This window comes from Corynebacterium tuberculostearicum (assembly GCF_030229345.1).
GTDB lineage: Bacteria > Actinomycetota > Actinomycetes > Mycobacteriales > Mycobacteriaceae > Corynebacterium > Corynebacterium tuberculostearicum_G.
The window spans coordinates 62,495-79,350 of sequence record NZ_JASPGP010000001.1 but is presented as its reverse complement, the minus strand read 5'-3'; the positions used below and the strand labels follow the sequence as shown (position 1 = coordinate 79,350).

Here is a 16,856-nt window from a genome sequence, read left to right as displayed (position 1 = left end):
AGGGGGGCTTTGCTATTCTGAAGCAATGAACCGCAGGAAGAAGTTCCTCAGCATTGAAGAGCAAGTCAGTTTAATTCAACGCCGTGGGTTAATCCTTCCTTCCGAAAAATCTGCTAAAGATTTCCTTGAGCGCCAAAATTATTACCGCTTTTCGGGCTACATGCGGTACTTCCAAGAAAACTTAGCCGGTAACGAAGCCAAATTCTTTCCTGGCACCCAGTGGGATGAAATAGTTAATATCTACCGGTTGGACATCGAACTTCGTTCTCTTCTTCTCCGCGGGCTCCAAGAAGCAGAGCTTGCGGCCAGGACGGCCTTTGCTCTCAGCGAAGGTGAAATCCATTCTCCTTATGAGAAGTATCTTCAGCCCACTGCGTACCGGCGCCCACCAAATCCGGCCATGCCGCCCACACACGATCTAATTATCAGTGAGCTCAAGCGGTCTAAGGAACCATACCTCCACAAATACCAAAAGGACTCAGGGTCCGACACTGAAAGGTGGGTTTACGATGTCCCAATTTGGGTGGCAGTCGAGGCACTGTCCTTTGGTACGTTGTCGAAAGCAATAAGCTTCCGAAACGACCACAACCAGGTTTACGCAAAGACTTGTTCCATTCTTGGCGTAAAGAAACAATACTTAGCGCGCCAATTGCGCTCTTTTACATTCGTGAGAAATAAATGCGCTCACTCAGCTCGGTTATGGAACAGTTTCGTTTTGGACCAACCAGCAGTATCCAATGCTACGAAACGACGTGCTGAGAGAGTTTTGGGTCAAAATTATGGTGAGAACTCACTACTGGCAGTAATTGTAGCCCTTGATAACTTTCTCTTTCTTACGAATTCGTGGGGTGGATTTTTGGATGAGTATATGAAGCTGGTCGAACGAAATCCGGCCTTCCACCAAGGTATAGCGAATCCTCATCATTCATAGCCTCCTCGCTGTATGAACACGCAATGGTATTCCAGCCCTTTTCTTGCGACCCCAGACACACATTTATGTGGGATTGACCCCCGCCCCTAAAAGCAATCTTAGCGAGAGTTCTCACCAGCAAAAACGACAGCAAAATTCTGATAACCCGACCGAAAGAAATTAACATGTGGGTGTGACTGATAGATTCCGCCAACTCCCAGCCCCTGGCCCCGCGTGGGGAGGCAGCCTCATGGGCACCTCCATTGTTTCGCGCCTGCTCGTGGAAGAAGGCATGATGATCCTGGCCGGCATTTTTGCCGCCATCGCGTGCGTCATCTTTGTCGTTCTCACCGCGGGCTTCTTGCGCTACCGCCACCCCAGCTTTGAGCGCACCACTATGGCGGAGTGGTCGATGTTTTTCATCGGAATTTTGGCGCTCGGTGCCGCGCTTTCGGGTCTAACGGATATCCCTACATTCCGCCTCGTGGGCTTTTGGATCGGTGGCCCGGTTACGGTTATTACGTGGGCTATCCAGCTCACGCGCTTTGATGGCGAGCCGAAGTTTACCTGGGGTCTGCCGCTGGTCGGCCCTATGATTTCGGCTTCCGTTTCCGGTTGGCTGGCTAATGATTACGGCCCGCTCTACCACGTGATGGGTACGGTATTTTTCTTCATGTCCCTGGTGACGGCGGTGCCCACCTTCGCCCGCGTGTACTGGGCCGCATGGCATGGCAAGGTGGATTTCACCGGCGCCAAATCAGCCACCGCATGGGTCCCGCTGGGTGTAGTGGGCCAGTCCACCACGGCAATGCAGATTCTCTTCCCTGGCCCGGTATCCGTCTATTACGGCGTTACGGCGCTTATTATCGCCATTCCGCTATCCATCTACGCGATGTTTACCTTCTATCCCAATGTGGCACGGTGGGTTCCGTACTCCCCGGCTTGGTGGTCCTGCACGTTCCCGCCGGGAACCGTGAGCATGGGCGGCCACCAGCTGGCATTGGTCAATGGCTCCGAGCTTATCGACGCCATTGCGCTCACCATCCCCGTCCTCCTCACCGCCCACTGGATGCTGTGCTCCACCCGCTTCCTCAGCTGGGTGTGGGAAGGAAAGAAGGAAACCGGACCTGAAGAGCCGCTCATTAAGACTGGGCCCAACAGGTAGCAAGGAGGCGCAGCCACTATGCGAGACGCCAGCTTCGAACGAGGAAAGCGCCGCAAAGGCCGCCGCACGCGTGAAGCGCGACCGCGGCGCGAGCACTGGAGCAAAGAATACGCAATCTATGCGGAAGATTCCTGGGGCATAGATGACTTGGGTCCCGAGGGCGGCGAGAATTCCGTGCGCGCCTATTCAGGTGGCCGCGCAGATGGCAATCGTCGCCGGCGCCGCTAATGCATAATAGCTCCCCTATCACCTTCATCGCCTGGGATCGTGCCAACGTGGCTGCGGTGAGGGAAGTTCTCGCTGGCCTGCAGCGAGACGGCATCTACCTGCGCCGCGGCCGCCTGCTCTTGGAGACGTCGTGGCTTGGCACAGGCGCGCGGGACTTCTACGCCACAGCCTGGCGCTGGGGCGCGCAAGACTGCCCGCTCTTCTATGACCTAGCCCGGCGCGGCAAGCTCTTGCTTACTATCAGCGATACCGTGATTGCCTGCGGCGACCATGACGACCTTGCCGATGCGCGCGATGGCATTGCCCAAGAGCTCATCGCCGTCCAGAACCCGCAGCAACTGTGCACGCTGCTTGCCGACGCCGCAGAAGACTATCCCTAGAGCCCCGGTTGCTCGCTGCGCTTCATCCAGCCCATGCGTGGGGCGAAGCCGCGGGGATGTTTCATTTGCGCTACGGCATCGGCAATCATGAGGCGGTGGCGGCGGGAGACGCTATCGGGAAGCTTTGCCACGGAGAACCACCCCGCCTCGGTATTTTCTTCATCGCTGATGACCGGCTCTGCGCCTTCCGCTACTGCTACGCGCAGCGCCGTTCCCATGAAGGTGCACTCATCACCGTTGGGGTAGGTCACAGGGCCGGACTGCCCCACGCCCAATAGCGCTTCCACCTTGGCGTCGAGGCCGACTTCCTCTTTGACTTCTCGCAGCGCGGTGGTAGTAATTTCCTCGCCTGGCTCGCAGATTCCTTCCACCGGGGTCCACGTACCGTTATCGGAACGCTTTACTAGCAGCACGGAGGGGACTTCCCAGAGCGCGGCGTCTGCCGGCACATCGCGGATGATGATGGCGCTGCAGGCCGGCACAAAGATCTGATCGTGGCCAATCTTTTCGCGCAGCTGAACAATAAAATCTGGAGTCGGCATGCCACCTAGCGTAGACCAGTGCGGCGCACTTAGGCCATGGGTCCCAAGACCTCTTTAGCTAGAAGCTGGATATCGGTGGCCAACGTGAAAGACAGCTCCATGTCCGTTGGCGTGGTTTGGCAGGTGTGGCCTTCTTCGAGGCGTTGCGTCGTTCCGGAAACCACGCCCACGATGGTTTGTTTTCCTTCTACTTCGCCATACACCGGACCACCGGAGTCGCCATTGGTGCTGCATACGCGCGCCCTAGCGGCGAGCGAATCCCGCTGGAGTCCCTCCGAGTTCAGCTGCGCCATCTCTGCATCATGGGAAAGCGTGCCGCACGTCTCATCGGTCACGCGGCCAAGCTTGCACACCTGATGCGGCAGGTGAGCCAGGGAGGTGGCGACGCTATTGTCCACCGCCCCGGGGACATAGTACTCAGCGCTACCAGTGATCTCGATAAAAGCCACATCGAGGTCGTGGCTGTCTTCGGCATAAAAGTCAGAGTAGATGACCTCGCCGATAGGTTCGGCGGGGTAGCTAAAGTCGCCGTCGGCGGTTCCGGCCCAGACCTTATCGCCGGGTTTGCCGCAATGGGAAGCGGTAACGGCGATCGTGCGGGCGTCGGCAAGCGTAAATGACCATGCCGCGGTACAAGACTGGTAGTTAAAGTAGGCACCCGGCCGCGGTTCATCGCCGGAGAGATCCAAGGCGGTGCCCGGAGCGAGCGGCGCCGTGGCCGGGGAATAGGACTCATTGGGAATGAGGTTTTTATAAGACAGGGCGGAGAAACTTGGTTCTTCCCCACCCCGCACCGGGCTGCAGGCCGCAAGGAACGCGGCCGTGCACGTTACAAAGACGCTAGTTACTCTCCGCGCCCGCATCACCGGCATTGTCCTTGTTCTGCTCTTCCGCATCCATCTCCGCCTGGGCTTTGAGATCGCGGATGAACTTTTCCGGATCAAACTCGGTGTAGTGTTCTGGGCCGGCAAAATTTTCTAGGGCCATGGTCTAAACCTCCGTTTTCTGAATCGACGTGGTGATGTAATCCTTGACCGCCGCGGCATCATTAGGCAAGTCCTTGACGTGCCGCTCAGCATCGAGGATGCCGGCAAAGCGCTCGGGCGGCTCGGGTGCGGAGCCGATGGCTTCCGTGATGGTCTCGGCAAACTTCACCGGCAGCGCGGTCTCCAGACACACGATTGGCGTTTCTACGCCCTCGCGCTGTGCGCCGCGGGCCACCTTGATGCCGTCGGCCGTGTGCGGATCCGCCAGGTAATCAAAGCGCTCGTGTACGTCCTTGATGGTGGCTAGGCGATCGGCATGGCTGGAGGAGCCGGACAGGAAACCATAGTCCTCGCGGGCGGCGGCGATCTTGTCGTGGTCGAGGCTAAAGCCGCCTTCTTTCACCTTGGTGCCGAACAGCTCCGCGGTTTCGGCTGCATCGCGGCCGAGCAAGTCAAACGCAAAGCGCTCAAAGTTCGAGGCGCGCGAAATATCCATCGACGGCGAAGAGGTTGCCATGGTCTCTGCGGCTGGGCGCGGCCGGTAGTTTCCGGTGCGGAAGAACTCATCCAGGACGTCATTCTCATTGGTGGCCACGATGAGGCGATCAATGGGAAGGCCCATCTGGCGGGCGATGTGGCCGGCACAGATATCGCCAAAGTTACCGGTGGGAACGCTAAAGGAAACCTTTTGATCGGCGGTTTCGGTGACCTTGAGCCAGCAGGAGATGTAGTAGACCACCTGGGCCATCAGCCGTGCCCAGTTAATGGAATTGACCGCGCCAATGCGGTAGGCGGCCTTGAAATCAGCATCTCCCGATACCGCCTTGACCACATCCTGGCAATCATCGAAGACGCCATCGAGGGCGATGTTGAAGATATTCGGGTCATCCAGCCCAAACATCTGCGCCTGCTGGAAGGCCGTCATGCGGCCGGCCGGGGTGAGCATAAAAACGCGAATCCCGTGGCGCCCGCGCATCGCATACTCCGCAGAGGACCCCGTATCGCCGGAGGTGGCGCCCAAAATATTGAGGGTCTCACCGCGGCGGGCGAGCTCATATTCGAAAAGCTCCCCCAAAAGCTGCATGGCCATGTCCTTAAATGCTGCAGTTGGCCCTTCGGATAGATGGCCGATGAAAAGGCCCTCGCCTAATTCGGTGACGGGAACAATTTCCGGGTCCGCAAACTTGGGGCTGGTGTAGGCGCGGGCGGCGATGGCCTCGATGTCTTGCGCTGGAATATCGTCAATGAAAAGCTTAAGTACCTCGGCCGCAAGCGCCGCGTAGCCTTTGTCTGCTAGGAGCGTGCGCCATGAATTTAAAGTGGCGGAATCTAGCTGTGGGTAGCTCTCCGGCAGGTATAAACCGCCATCGGGAGCAAGCCCGCCGAGGAGAATATCTGTAAAAGATGCGGGCTGACGGGCGGTATCGCGGGTCGAAATGTACTTCACACAAGAGAATCTTAGTAGTTAAGGCGTAAGGTATCAGCCATGTCGCAGCCGAATCCCAGAGAAGTCATTACCACTCAGGCTTTAAGCATTTGGGTAGCCGCCATGGCGGTCTACCTCGTAGCGATTACCGGCCGTACCTCTTTTGGTGTGGCCGGTTTGGATGCCATTGAGCGCTTCGATGTCGATGCCGGCCGTATCGCGGTCTTTACCTCTGTGCAGTTGGGTGTGTATGCCCTAGCCCAAATCCCCACCGGCATCTTGATTGATAAATTCGGCCCGCGCTTACTACTCGTGGTCGGCGCGGTCATTATGGGCATTGGCCAGGTCGTCCTGGGCTTTACCACCAGCTATGGCGTGGCCATTGCCGCGCGCGTGCTCATCGGCGCAGGCGATGCCACGGCCTTTCTCTCCGTGATGCGCATCCTGCCCTATTGGTTCCCACTGCACCGCACCCCCATGTTCACCCAGGTGACGTCGTCGTTGGGGCAGATGGGCCAGTTCATTTCCGCGGTGCCCTTCCTGTGGTTGCTGGGTGCGGCCGGCTGGACCGCCGCCTTCGTCACCCTTGGCGCGGTAGGCATCCTGGTAGCCATCGCCGCCATCGTGGCGGTAGCAGACTCACCAGAGAAGTTAGGCATTATCCCCACGGAGAAGGAACCACCCAACTCGCAGGCCACCAGCATCCCGGCCCGCTTGAAAACGGTATTCCGTTCGCCAGTGGCCTGGCAGGCTTACTTCATCCACTACATTGGCATGCTCCCGCTCATCGTCTTTGTCATGCTGTGGGGCATGCCCATGATGACCCAGGGCATGGAGATATCCAAGGCCAAGTCCAGCCTGGTGCTTACCTTGCTGGCGGTATTTTTGGTCTTCGTCGGCCCCTTGCACGGCAAAATTTCTTCCCGCGCGCAGCATGTCCGCCCGTGGCTTAGCCTCGGGTTTGTCGCGGTTCACGCACTGACCTGGCTGATTTTCTTTACCTTTGGCACCGACAGCGGTCTGGTCGCAATTTTGGTGGTGTCCTTCGTTACCGCGCTGTGCACACCGACGGCTAACTATGGCTTCGATATCGTGCGTGAGCGCATGGACCGCTCCGTGGTGGCCACAGCTACGGGCTTGGGAAACATGGGCGGATTTACCTCCGGCATGTTGGGCGCGCAGCTCTTCGGCATGGTGTTGGACCATTCCTCCGACGCCCCTAATTACTCCATGCCGGATTTCACTGCCGCCGCGGCTGCGGTGCTAGCTGTGTGGGTAGTAGGCATGATTGGTGTGGTCATCACCCACTTCCTTCGCCGTCGCGCGGGCGAAGACGGGCCTTCGGTCACCATCGTGGAGGTTTCCTAGACCCCTCGGTTGATTACTCTGGGTTGAGGATGAAGCGAATGGTCCCCTCAGGGTCCGCCAAAAGCTCCCGGGTTGCCGCCACGGCTTCCGCTTCGTCGAAGGCGATGCGCTCGAAGCCAGTATCGTTGAGCTCCACAATGTCCGCACCAGGGCAGGCCAGAAGAATCGGCGAGTGCGTGGCAATAATGACCTGTGCGCCGCGGTCAACCGCTAGGGCAATTTCCCCTACAAGGGCCAGTTGCCGGATAACGGACAGCCCAGATTCTGGCTCATCCAGGATGTACACACCTTGGCCATTGATGTGCTCATAGAGCAGGTCAAAGACTGATTGCCCGTGCGAGCGGCGGGACAAATCCACGTTCTGAGAAAGAGTCGAACGGCCGCCCCGTTCGGCCGCTGAATCCCCACGTCCAATCAAGTACTCGTGCTTTTCGGCGCGCAGGAAATAGGCACGCTGGATCACTTCCTCCGTATCGCAGCGAATGGGGCTGCGAGGAACGATTTCATCTGGGTCATCCATGCGGCCGCCCGCAGGTGAACAGCCCAAATCACTAGCTACGCCAGCGAGCAAGCTCGATTTGCCAATACCGTTTTCTCCTACAAAGACGGTGACAGGACTCCGCAGCTTGAAGCTGCCCAAATCAGCTAAGTAGTCGAAGACAGGCAGCTCGGCGCGGTAGTCATCAGGCTTGAACTTTAGGCTTAGGGCATCAACCAGCATGGGCCCTAGGTTAATTCAGTTCATCGAGTACGCGCAGCGCATCTTCCTGCGCTGCCGCCGCGCCAAAGTTTTTCAGGTGGCCACCCAAGTCGCCGGCCGGAACCGATTGGGCAATAGTATCGGCCGGCACGGTATTGACGGCATAAGCCACCCCTACCCCGCCGGTGATGGGGATGGCAATGGCGGCGAGTACTCCCGCCGCGGTCGACAGCGTGGTCTTGAAAGTCATAGTCTCCTCCAGAGGTTTCGGCACCGAGCACCCTGCCCGTTACCAATTTGTGATGTTTTACCTTAGGAAGAGTTACTGCCAAGGCCATGCCGCCTAGCTGCGGGTTGCCTGAATTTTCGCGCCCAGTTCGCGAGGAAATAAAGGGCTAGTTTGCCGGGTAGCTCTCGGCTACGATGCCATCGCTAGCCGGCATCACAAGGCCTCGCTCAAATGCTACGAGGACTGCCTTTTCATCGGATTCGCTGATGTCACCAGACTCCACCGCACTGTTGAGCTCGCGCTCGAGGTAGACGCGCACATCGGATTTGCCGTTTTCCGTCTGGGTAATATCCCGCGGGACGGAATTGAGCGGGATGCCCAGCGCCTTCGCCAGGGAGGTCACGCGGTTGGCGTCGGTGGAATCATCGGCCATGATGTCACCATTGACCTGTGCGGGCATGTCTTCCTGAACCACGCCACCAGCCACGGCCTCGCCCACCGTCTTCGTCCCCTTGGGGGGATTATCGCGATTGGTGGCCCACACCCCGACAGCGATAGCCACGATGACGGCCACGGCTACAAAGGCCCACAGGTAGATGAGCTTATGTCGATACACTCCGCTGATTTTAGCCATGGTAACCAGCGCTATCGCCGAAGGAACCGTAGTCACTGCCGCGAGGGTTCTCGCTGCGATCATTGAGGGCGTCGATGATGGAGCGGATGGTGGCCTCCCCTATGCGGTCGGCGCGCCCCCACGAGCGAGGGGCCTGGCGAGAACTGTGCGGTGTTGATTCTGGGCGCGGCGGCACTGGCTTTTCCTCCCGGGGCGTGGAGACCTCGATGGTCAATGTGGTGCCGTCAAGGTGGAGGGCGTCACCGTCGCGCACGCCCGCGGCACGCGCTGCAGAAAGCAGCGCGGATAATTCGCCTACCGTGGCGTTGTCCACATCGAGTTGCAGCTTAAAAGACATAACTAGCCAGTCCTTTCTTATTCCCATCCCACTTTAGAGTCCAAAAGTGCAAAAAGTAAGGCCGTGGTGCGCACATCGGGGACTTTCAAGGCTAACTCTAAGAATGCTCGAAGGATTCCTCCTCGCCCCAAAAGACCTCATCTACAACCTTCCGGGCATGGCGGGTAAGTTTCAAATAGCTTTCTAGAAACTCTTGGTTCTCCTCCGGCGGCCAGCCAGCGGCACCGGCTACCTGGGCCAGCTGCGGGCCGGGCCCGGGCAGCTGGTCCACGCGCTTGCCGCGCACGAGCACCAGTGCATTGCGGGCGTCGGTAGCCATAAGCCAGGCGTCGCGCAGGTCAGAGACTTGCGCGGAGGAAAGGATTGCAGTTTCCTCCAAGGCATCTAGCACGCGCAGCGTGGACGGATCGTGCAGCTGGGCATACTCGTGAGCATGCATCATGGTCAGGAGCTGCACGGTCCATTCAATATCTGAGAGCGCACCGCGCCCCAGCTTGGTATGAGTATTACGGTCCGCACCGCGAGGCAGACGCTCATTGTCCACGCGCGCCTTCATACGCCGGATATCGCGAATGGTTGAGGCGCTCGCGCCGCCTTCTGGGTAGCGGAAGCTATCTACCATGGATATAAATCGCTCGCCTACTTCCCTATCGCCAGCCACGAAGGCCGCGCGCAACAAAGCTTGCAGCTCCCACGACTCGCCCCACTCTCGGTAGTAGCGCTCATAGGAGGAGATGGTGCGCGCCACCGCACCGGAGCGGCCCTCTGGGCGCAGGCCCAAATCGACGTCCAGCGGCGGGTCGCCCGAAGGCTTAGACAGGCGGCGCCGAAGCTTATCGACGATCCCGATGGCCCACTTCACGGCCTCCCCTTCCGTGCCAGAGTCATCGGCGGGTTCGCTAGGTTCTGCTACGACGAGCACATCCGCGTCTGAGCCAAAGCCCAGCTCCATGCCTCCCAAGCGGCCCATGCCAATGACGGCGATGCGCGCTGGCGGCTCTGCATCTTCGTTGGCAAGGCGCCACGCGCGCACCTCGGCGCGAAGTGCAGCCTCAAGGACGGCATCCCAAATTGTGGATAGCTCATGGCACACCTGCTTGACCGGCATGAAGCCCAGCAAATCCGCACTGGCGATGCGGGCCAGCTCCACTCGGCGCAACGAGCGCGCCACCGCCACCGCTTTATCCGGGTCGGCGTGGCGCTTGCTGGAATTGACCAGCGCCTTGGAAACCTGTTCGGGCTTGGTTTCTAGCAGTTTGGGGCCAGTGGCGCCGTCGGAAAGCTGCTTGACCGAATCCGGCGCGCTAATAATCAGATCAGAAGTAAACGGCGAGGTACCCAGAATGTGCATGAGCCGCTGGCCCACAATTCCTTCATCGCGCAACATGCGCAAGAACCACGACCTATCGTTCGCGGCCTCCGAGAGCTTGCGATAGTTCAACAGGCCCATATCGGGGTCTGCGGTATCAGCCAGCCATTCCATCAAGGTTGGCAGCAAAATCGCTTGGATGCGTGCCTTGCGCGAGGTTCCCGCCGCCAAGGAGGTCAGGTGCTCAAATGCACGGTCGGGATGGTTATAGCCCAACGCAGCCAGCTGCAGCTTGGCGGCCTCCGGCGAAAGCTTGAGCTCATCGGCCGACATGGTGACCACGGAATTAAGCAGCGGCCGGTAGAACAGGCGCGAGTGCAGCTCGGAGATCCGCAGGCGGATCCGGCGCAGGTGCGACAGCATGCGCTCGGCCGCCGACTTGGTGCCCTGCGGATAAAAGCCGGCGATGCGCGCCAGCCACTTCATCCCGTCTTCGTCGTCCTTATCCGGCAGCGTGTGCGTGCGGCGGAAGCGCTCTAATTGCAGGCGGTGCTCAAGCAGGCGCAAGAATTCATAGGCTTCAATGAGCTGGGTTCCGTCCTCGCGGCCGACGTACCCCGCTGAAATCAGCGCCTCCAGCGCCTCCACCGTGGAAAGCGCGCGCAGCGTCTCATCGGAGCGACCATGGACCAACTGCAGGAGCTGGACAGCAAATTCGATATCGCGCAGGCCGCCCACGCCCAACTTGAGCTCGCGGTGCTTGAGCTCCTCGGGAACATTGGCCAGCACGCGGCGGCGCATGGCCTGTACGTCCTCAACAAAGGACTCGCGCTGCGACGCCGTCCACACCATCGGTCGGATCTGGTCCAAATAGTCCTGGCCTAGCGGGAGGTAGCCGGTCATAGCGCGCGCTTTAAGGAGCGCCTGGAATTCCCACGTCTCTGCCCACCGCTTGTAGTAGGCCACGTGAGATTCCAAAGTGCGCACCAATGCGCCCGACTTTCCCTCGGGGCGCAGGTTCGCATCCACCTCGAAAAAGGTGGTGGATCCAATGCGATTAAACTCCGCCGCTAGCCGCGTGGCCCTAGGGGTTGCCTCGCTGCCAACGAAGATGACGTCCACATCGGAGATATAGTTCAGCTCGCCTGCGCCACACTTGCCCATTGCCATGACTGCCAGCTGTGCATCCAAGGGGTCATCACCGTAGATGGTGCGCACAGCGCAGGCAAGGGAGGCGGTTAAGGCGGCGTCGGCAAGCGCGGTGGTCAGAGCCGTAATCTGGCGGAATCCTACCTCCGGCTGCGGCTTAGTTTGGCCCTTTCGTGCATGAAAGGTGCCCGCCACATCGCAGGCGGCAATGCGCATCATCAAAGTGCGGTAGGTCGTGCGCAGCGCCTGCTTATGCTCCCCCTCGCCGGCGCGGTAAGTGCCCGGCGCGCTCAAGTCCTTGCGCGCCGGATCGGGCCGGTCAATGTCATCCGCAAAGTCCGCGGGCTCGGCATCGACGGCACCGAGCAAGCTTTGCAGCATCTCTTCAGACTGCGGAAGGGGTTTTTCTAGTTCTCGCCACAGCTCAGGGTGCGCCGCGAGGTGATCGCCAAAGGCGGTCGACGCCCCCAGTAGTGCGAAGAGGCGCACGCGCAGAGTTTCATTGGAACGCACGGCATCATCGAGCTCAGGGGCTTGTTCATAGATGCGGATCAGGTTATTGAGCGCCAGGTCAGGGTCGCCCACGGCAGCGAGGGTCCACAACAGATCCACCGATTCCGGATTCTTCCACCCCAGCTGCTCAATATCCTGCGCAGCATGCGGGCGGGTAAGGCCTAGTGTGGCCGGTGAAGGCACAGCAGCAGGACGCATTTTTCTCCTAGAAGTTCAGGTTATTGCGCAGTTCAAAGGTGGTGATTTGGCTCTGATAGTGATGCCACTCATCCCACTTGGAGCGCAGGAAGAACTCAAAGACGTGCTCGCCCAGGACTTCTGCCATGAACTCGGATTTTTCAAATTCTCGCAAGGCCTGATCCAGGCTGGTGGGTAGATCCTTATATCCCATCGCGCGGCGCTCGCGGCGGGTGAGCTGGTGGACATCGTCCTCGGCCGGATCATCGAGCTCGTAGCCTTCGCGGATGCCTCTCAGGCCTGCTGCCAATAGCACCGCATAGCCCAGGTAGGGGTTCATCGAGGCATCAATGGAGCGGATTTCTACCCGGCGCGATTCTTCCTTGGTAAGCCGGTAGGTGGGAACGCGGACCAGCGCGGAGCGATTCGATACTCCCCAGGTGGCTGCGCCCGGCGCCTCGTTGCCGAACATCAAGCGCTTATAAGAATTGGTCCACTGATTCACAATCGCGGACATCTCCGTGGAGTGCTCCAAGATGCCGGCGATGAACTGGCGGCCGGTCTGGGACAAAGAGAATTCATCATCCGGATCGTGGAAAGCATTGGATTGGCCTTCAAAAAGGCTCAAGTGGGTGTGCATGCCAGAGCCCGGCAGGTGCTCGAAGGGCTTAGGCATGAAGGTGGCGCGCACATTGGAATTGGTGGCCACCTGCTTGATCACATGCCGGAAGGTCATGATGTTATCGGCCATGGTGAGCACGTCCGAATGGCGCAGATCAATTTCTTGCTGGCCCGGCGCGGTTTCGTGGTGGCTAAACTCCGTGGCGATTCCCAGCGATTCCAGCGCTAGCATCGCCTTCCTGCGGAAAAGCGGGGCGGTATCGTGCGTTGCTTGGTCGAAGTAACCGCCGTTATCCGTCGGTACCAAGTCGGTGAGTTCGCGGCCGCGCTCGAAGAGATAGAACTCGATTTCTGGCGAGGCCATGCAGGTAAACCCATCGTTAGCGGCCTCGGTGACCTGGCGGCGCAGGATATGGCGCGGGTCCACCATGGAGGGTTGGCCGTCTGGCTGTGCGATATCGCAAAACATGCGGGCCGATTGCAGGTCCGGCTCGTCCATATCAAAGGGCAGAATCTGGAAGGTGGAGGGATCTGGCAGCGCGATGGTGTCAGACTCAGAGATGCGAGAAAAGCCCTCTACGGAAGAGCCATCGAAGCCAACACCTTCTTCAAAGGCCGATTCCAACTCGGACGGGCTCATGACCACGGATTTAAGGGCGCCCAGAATATCCGTAAACCACAGGCGGATAAAGCGGATATCGCGTTCCTCAACGGTGCGCAAGACAAATTCGTGTTGGCTATTCATGCTTTAGACCTTACCGGCTCTCCCCCGAGGGATGTGCAGTTCATGCGACAGTTTTTCCAGGGCGAAATGCGCAGGTCGCAAGAGTATCTAGGGGGTGGCCAGCGGGGGCTTTTCCGGCAGGAGCCAGCTTCCGCGCATGCTTTGCTAAGTGGGCAAGCGAACATACGTACACCTCTTAAAGGACGAATCTTTATGACCACCCACTGCGATGACCTTTCAGCTCACGTAATCGAACGCCTCATCACCGCCGCACAACAAGGCTGGGCGCCGGCGGACCTAGAACATGTCTTAGGTCCGCACGCCTACCCCATCATTTACCGTGCAAGCCCCCATGTGCCGGCACGAATTACCTCCCCTGCGCTGCGCAAAGCATGGCTCCAGATGGCCCCTCCGCAGGAGAATTTCATTCCGCGCGATAAGCTGCGCGCCATTATGAAAGAGCTCATTCACCTACCGAGGCTCCGCGATACGGAGCTTTTAGCCTCCGGCGAATCCTTGCGGGAGGACGGGCTTAGCGATAAGCAACGCAAGATCCGCGAAAAGGTGCTAGGCCTTTTGCGAAAAGCGGAATCTACCAGCTTTGAGGATGAGGCCGAGGTTCTCATTTCTAAGGCGCAGTCCCTGCAGCAGAAGTATCGCATCGAGGATCTCCTTACCTCCGAGCTACCTGATCTTATTTCCCACCGCGTGCACATCCACCCGCCGTATATCAAACATCAGGCTTCCCTGTTAAGCACCATCTCTGACGCCAATGGATGCACCACTCTCCTTATTCATGACAAGGGCTTGGCCTGTGTGATTGGCGCTCCTGCCGACGCCGCCCATTGCGCCGACCTTTTTGCCTCCCTCAACCGTCAATGCGATTGGTTCATGCGCAATGGTGACGGCGCAGAAATTGCCCGCGCTACGGGCTCTACCGCCGCCTATCGCCGTAGCTTCCGGCTCTCTTACGCCGCCCGCATCGGTGAATTGCTCACTCAAGCAAATGAGGATGGCATCGCAGATAACCTGCGGGAGTCCCAGTACTGCTCACACCACGCAGAGACTGTAGCTACCCAAACCCTTCCGGCGTTGCAGGCGCGCACCGATCATGCCATCGACACTCGCAATCGTCTCTTTCCCAACCTGACGGAAATGTCTCTTTCCATGAACAGCATGCACGGCATCAACGATGGTATTGCCGCTGCCGATAAATCTCACTTTGGCGGTGATGCTTCCGAGATTGGTTCGGCTCCAGAAATTACGCAGTAATTTTTGCCCTGCTCAACGCCATTCTTCTTTCCCGTTCCCTGCTAGCGAACGGGGGCGAGGAGTGGCACCGCATCGAGTGCTTAACGGGTAGGATCACCGGTGAGATTTATTTGGTCTAGAAAGTAAAAGGTACGTGAATGTCTACACAGTCTTTTCTCGAAGTTGAAGCGAAATTCTCCGTAGCCGAGTCCACTCAGCTCCCTGAACTGACCCGCCTCGAGGGAGTTGACCACGTTGCAGACACGCGCCACCACGCGCTTTCTGCCATCTACTACGACACCGAAGACCTCCGCCTGACCCACGCAAAGATCACCCTCCGCCGCCGCACCGGTGGCAATGATGATGGCTGGCATATCAAGATTCCTAGCGAGGCTGGCCGCACTGAAATCCACGCCGAGCTGGGAGAACCTGTAGATGGCCGCTACGAAGTACCTGAGGAACTTCTCCACCAGGTTCGCTCCATTATCCGCCACAACGAACTCACCCCGATTGCGCAGGTAGACAACAAGCGCACCGAGATGGTCCTAGCGGATGCCGATAATAAGCCGGTAGCAGAATTCTGCGATGACCACGTCACCGCCTTTTCCTTCCTTCCAGGTGGCCAGCAGCAGTCGTGGCGCGAGTGGGAAGTAGAGCTCGCCGGTGAGCTTCCTGGCACTGAGGAAGGTACGCAATTCATTCGCCGTGCCACTTCCCTGCTTATCGGTGCCGGTGCGCGCGTTTCTTCCTCCCCATCCAAGCTGAAGTCCGCCCTGGGCGATTCCTACGCCAACGCACCGCTGCCTCCAGCCCTGGTATCGCCGGATGTGGACCCAGACTCCCCTGCCGCGGCCGTCATCACCGCTCTGCAAGCCAACCGCGACAAGCTAGTTGATTATGACCCTCGCGTGCGCCGCGATGAGTGGGACTCGGTTCACCAGATGCGCGTTGCCACCCGCGAACTGCGCAGCCACCTGCAGACCTTCCATGGCATCGTTGTCGGCCCAGAAATCGACAAGATTGAAGCCGATCTCAAGGAACTTGCCGGCATCTTGGGCGTTGCTCGCGATGCGGAAGTTGTGGAAGAGCGCTGGCAGAAGCTGCTGGAGTCCGAAGATTCTGACACCTTGGATGACTCCACCCGCGAGCACATTGCCCACGATATGGGCAACGCCTACCGCCGTGCGCACCGCCGCGTTATCGCAGCCCTGGATTCCGAGCGTTACCTCGAATTGCTGGAATCCCTGGACCGTCTTCTCGCTGATCCACCAACGGCCGATAAGCAACAAGAGTCCACCCCGGTAGCTAGCGAAGCGGAGGAGACGGAGGAGCAGTCCTCTGTGGAAGGGGGCTCCGCTACCCCTACCGATTCCAGCGAGGACAGCGCGCCTGCTGCGGACAAGTCCGAGGACAAGCCAGAGAAAAAGAAGTCCAAGGATAAGTCCGCTGACATGGATACCGTGATGGCGCAGCACCTTGAAAAGGCCTATAACAAGTTGGTCAAGCGCCATAAGAAGGCCGTGGAGAACTGGGATAACCAGGAATTGTCCCTACACGAGCGCGAGGATTATTTCCACGATATGCGCAAGGCAGCAAAGAAGCTGCGCTATGCAGCTGAAGCAGCTGGTTCTGCCACCAATCTCAAGACTAAGCGCCTCTACAAGGCCTGCAAGCAGATGCAGTCGGTGCTCGGTGACTTCCAGGATTCCGTGACCTCGCGCGATAAGCTGCTCGAGTTGGCAGAGTCCGCTCGCCGCCGTGGGGAGAATACCTTTGGCTACGGCCTGCTCTACCAGCGCGAGCGAACCATTGGCCTAAAGGCTCTTGATGATTACGCAGAGTCTTTCAAAGACATCAAGGCCGCGTTTAAGCCGCTGCGCAAGAAGCTAAAGTAGCCGCGCTTCCCGGGCAGGTGCTGGGAAACACGGCTTCAAAAGAGTTGGCTGGGAGTTATTTACTTCCAGTCATCTTCTTCGTCTGCGGCATCTGCCGCATCATTGCGGGCTTGGGCAATTCCGATGGCGTTTTCTGCCTCTTCGCGGGTGTCATACGGGCCCATCCGATTTTCCCAGCCAGAGGTCTTGCCTTGGCTGACTTCCTTAGTGGTGGGATCAAAGAACCACTTCTGGTCTGCATCGCTCATGAAACTATCCTCTCAGTTGTTGCATCAGCGGCACCGGCTAAGTGCTGCCGCTGATATGGTTTGT

General features: G+C 58.8%; 18 protein-coding genes. 7 read left to right on the top strand and 11 right to left on the bottom strand.

Features of this window, described 5'->3' with window-relative positions; translation table 11 throughout:
* The first annotated feature begins 25 nt into the window (after nucleotides 1-25).
* The 4 genes from QP884_RS00370 to QP884_RS00355 all read left to right on the top strand — a co-directional run bounded on the left by QP884_RS00370 (nucleotide 26) and on the right by QP884_RS00355 (nucleotide 2,683).
* A complete protein-coding gene (locus QP884_RS00370) occupies nucleotides 26-931 on the top strand; it encodes an Abi family protein (RefSeq protein ID WP_284820108.1) in 906 nt (301 codons plus the stop codon).
* A 172-nt stretch (nucleotides 932-1,103) separates the two neighbouring features.
* The gene (locus QP884_RS00365) at nucleotides 1,104-2,075 is read left to right on the top strand and encodes a TDT family transporter (protein WP_284820106.1); all 972 of its coding nucleotides are present in this window, start codon (nucleotides 1,104-1,106) and stop codon (nucleotides 2,073-2,075) included.
* An 18-nt stretch (nucleotides 2,076-2,093) separates the two neighbouring features.
* Nucleotides 2,094-2,303, top strand: coding sequence for a hypothetical protein (locus QP884_RS00360; RefSeq protein ID WP_284820105.1), 210 nt, complete (start codon nucleotides 2,094-2,096; stop codon nucleotides 2,301-2,303).
* Entirely contained in the window at nucleotides 2,303-2,683 is a 381-nt protein-coding gene (locus tag QP884_RS00355) for a hypothetical protein (protein ID WP_284820104.1), read from the top strand. Before QP884_RS00360 ends, QP884_RS00355 begins: the two co-directional genes overlap by 1 nt.
* On the opposite strand, the gene QP884_RS00350 is transcribed toward QP884_RS00355, so the two are convergent.
* From QP884_RS00350 to thrC, 4 genes are read right to left on the bottom strand one after another with little or no spacing between them, the layout of a single operon-like run.
* Entirely contained in the window at nucleotides 2,680-3,225 is a 546-nt protein-coding gene (locus QP884_RS00350) for an NUDIX hydrolase (protein ID WP_284820102.1), read from the bottom strand. The genes QP884_RS00355 and QP884_RS00350 overlap by 4 nt on opposite strands.
* Nucleotides 3,226-3,254: 29 nt before the next feature.
* Entirely contained in the window at nucleotides 3,255-4,088 is an 834-nt protein-coding gene (locus QP884_RS00345; RefSeq protein ID WP_284820101.1) for a trypsin-like serine protease, read from the bottom strand.
* Nucleotides 4,066-4,212 carry a hypothetical protein gene (locus tag QP884_RS00340; protein ID WP_239281580.1) on the bottom strand — a complete coding sequence of 49 codons (147 nt, stop codon included), beginning with the start codon at nucleotides 4,210-4,212 and terminating at the stop codon, nucleotides 4,066-4,068. Before QP884_RS00340 ends, QP884_RS00345 begins: the two co-directional genes overlap by 23 nt.
* Before the next feature lie 3 nt (nucleotides 4,213-4,215).
* A complete protein-coding gene (thrC, locus tag QP884_RS00335) occupies nucleotides 4,216-5,658 on the bottom strand; it encodes a threonine synthase (protein WP_284820098.1) in 1,443 nt (480 codons plus the stop codon).
* A gap of 39 nt (nucleotides 5,659-5,697) precedes the next feature.
* Here thrC and QP884_RS00330 point away from each other — a divergent pair, with 39 nt between their 5' ends.
* Complete coding sequence (locus QP884_RS00330) at nucleotides 5,698-7,005, top strand: MFS transporter (protein WP_284820096.1); 1,308 nt, start codon at nucleotides 5,698-5,700, stop codon at nucleotides 7,003-7,005.
* A gap of 13 nt (nucleotides 7,006-7,018) precedes the next feature.
* Here the strand turns inward: QP884_RS00330 and QP884_RS00325 are convergent, their stop codons facing one another.
* The 6 genes from QP884_RS00325 to QP884_RS00300 all read right to left on the bottom strand — a co-directional run bounded on the left by QP884_RS00325 (nucleotide 7,019) and on the right by QP884_RS00300 (nucleotide 13,419).
* Nucleotides 7,019-7,726 carry an AAA family ATPase gene (locus QP884_RS00325; RefSeq protein ID WP_005324405.1) on the bottom strand — a complete coding sequence of 236 codons (708 nt, stop codon included), beginning with the start codon at nucleotides 7,724-7,726 and terminating at the stop codon, nucleotides 7,019-7,021.
* A 10-nt stretch (nucleotides 7,727-7,736) separates the two neighbouring features.
* A complete protein-coding gene (locus QP884_RS00320) occupies nucleotides 7,737-7,955 on the bottom strand; it encodes a hypothetical protein (RefSeq protein WP_040425194.1) in 219 nt (72 codons plus the stop codon).
* 145 nt (nucleotides 7,956-8,100) lie between these two features.
* Nucleotides 8,101-8,550: a hypothetical protein gene (locus tag QP884_RS00315; RefSeq protein WP_239281598.1), complete on the bottom strand. Its 450-nt coding sequence runs from the start codon at nucleotides 8,548-8,550 to the stop codon at nucleotides 8,101-8,103.
* Between the two features lie 10 nt (nucleotides 8,551-8,560).
* A complete protein-coding gene (locus tag QP884_RS00310) occupies nucleotides 8,561-8,905 on the bottom strand; it encodes a hypothetical protein (protein ID WP_284820095.1) in 345 nt (114 codons plus the stop codon).
* Between the two features lie 97 nt (nucleotides 8,906-9,002).
* The gene (locus QP884_RS00305) at nucleotides 9,003-12,074 is read right to left on the bottom strand and encodes a bifunctional [glutamine synthetase] adenylyltransferase/[glutamine synthetase]-adenylyl-L-tyrosine phosphorylase (RefSeq protein WP_284820094.1); all 3,072 of its coding nucleotides are present in this window, start codon (nucleotides 12,072-12,074) and stop codon (nucleotides 9,003-9,005) included.
* 7 nt (nucleotides 12,075-12,081) lie between these two features.
* On the bottom strand, nucleotides 12,082-13,419 hold the full coding sequence (locus QP884_RS00300; protein ID WP_284820092.1) for a glutamine synthetase family protein: 1,338 nt from the start codon (nucleotides 13,417-13,419) through the stop codon (nucleotides 12,082-12,084).
* A 192-nt stretch (nucleotides 13,420-13,611) separates the two neighbouring features.
* Between QP884_RS00300 and QP884_RS00295 the strand changes: the two genes are divergently transcribed.
* Nucleotides 13,612-14,670 carry a DUF2786 domain-containing protein gene (locus tag QP884_RS00295; protein ID WP_284820090.1) on the top strand — a complete coding sequence of 353 codons (1,059 nt, stop codon included), beginning with the start codon at nucleotides 13,612-13,614 and terminating at the stop codon, nucleotides 14,668-14,670.
* Between the two features lie 137 nt (nucleotides 14,671-14,807).
* Nucleotides 14,808-16,544 carry a CYTH and CHAD domain-containing protein gene (locus tag QP884_RS00290; protein ID WP_284820088.1) on the top strand — a complete coding sequence of 579 codons (1,737 nt, stop codon included), beginning with the start codon at nucleotides 14,808-14,810 and terminating at the stop codon, nucleotides 16,542-16,544.
* Between the two features lie 59 nt (nucleotides 16,545-16,603).
* On the opposite strand, the gene QP884_RS00285 is transcribed toward QP884_RS00290, so the two are convergent.
* Nucleotides 16,604-16,792, bottom strand: coding sequence for a hypothetical protein (locus QP884_RS00285; RefSeq protein ID WP_204611356.1), 189 nt, complete (start codon nucleotides 16,790-16,792; stop codon nucleotides 16,604-16,606).
* Between the last annotated feature and the right edge of the window lie 64 nt (nucleotides 16,793-16,856).

Bases quoted from the DNA above. Each gene is read 5' to 3' on its own strand.
- QP884_RS00310 (WP_284820095.1), bottom strand. From the start codon at position 8,905: ATGTCTTTTAAGCTGCAACTCGATGTGGACAACGCCACGGTAGGCGAA.
- QP884_RS00370 (WP_284820108.1), top strand. From the start codon at position 26: ATGAACCGCAGGAAGAAGTTCCTCAGCATTGAAGAGCAAGTCAGTTTA.
- QP884_RS00285 (WP_204611356.1), bottom strand. From the start codon at position 16,792: ATGAGCGATGCAGACCAGAAGTGGTTCTTTGATCCCACCACTAAGGAA.
- QP884_RS00330 (WP_284820096.1), top strand. From the start codon at position 5,698: ATGTCGCAGCCGAATCCCAGAGAAGTCATTACCACTCAGGCTTTAAGC.
- QP884_RS00320 (WP_040425194.1), bottom strand. From the start codon at position 7,955: ATGACTTTCAAGACCACGCTGTCGACCGCGGCGGGAGTACTCGCCGCC.
- QP884_RS00305 (WP_284820094.1), bottom strand. From the start codon at position 12,074: ATGCGTCCTGCTGCTGTGCCTTCACCGGCCACACTAGGCCTTACCCGC.
- QP884_RS00325 (WP_005324405.1), bottom strand. From the start codon at position 7,726: ATGCTGGTTGATGCCCTAAGCCTAAAGTTCAAGCCTGATGACTACCGC.
- QP884_RS00350 (WP_284820102.1), bottom strand. From the start codon at position 3,225: ATGCCGACTCCAGATTTTATTGTTCAGCTGCGCGAAAAGATTGGCCAC.
- QP884_RS00290 (WP_284820088.1), top strand. From the start codon at position 14,808: ATGTCTACACAGTCTTTTCTCGAAGTTGAAGCGAAATTCTCCGTAGCC.
- QP884_RS00295 (WP_284820090.1), top strand. From the start codon at position 13,612: ATGACCACCCACTGCGATGACCTTTCAGCTCACGTAATCGAACGCCTC.
- QP884_RS00360 (WP_284820105.1), top strand. From the start codon at position 2,094: ATGCGAGACGCCAGCTTCGAACGAGGAAAGCGCCGCAAAGGCCGCCGC.
- QP884_RS00345 (WP_284820101.1), bottom strand. From the start codon at position 4,088: ATGCGGGCGCGGAGAGTAACTAGCGTCTTTGTAACGTGCACGGCCGCG.
- QP884_RS00355 (WP_284820104.1), top strand. From the start codon at position 2,303: ATGCATAATAGCTCCCCTATCACCTTCATCGCCTGGGATCGTGCCAAC.
- QP884_RS00340 (WP_239281580.1), bottom strand. From the start codon at position 4,212: ATGGCCCTAGAAAATTTTGCCGGCCCAGAACACTACACCGAGTTTGAT.
- QP884_RS00300 (WP_284820092.1), bottom strand. From the start codon at position 13,419: ATGAATAGCCAACACGAATTTGTCTTGCGCACCGTTGAGGAACGCGAT.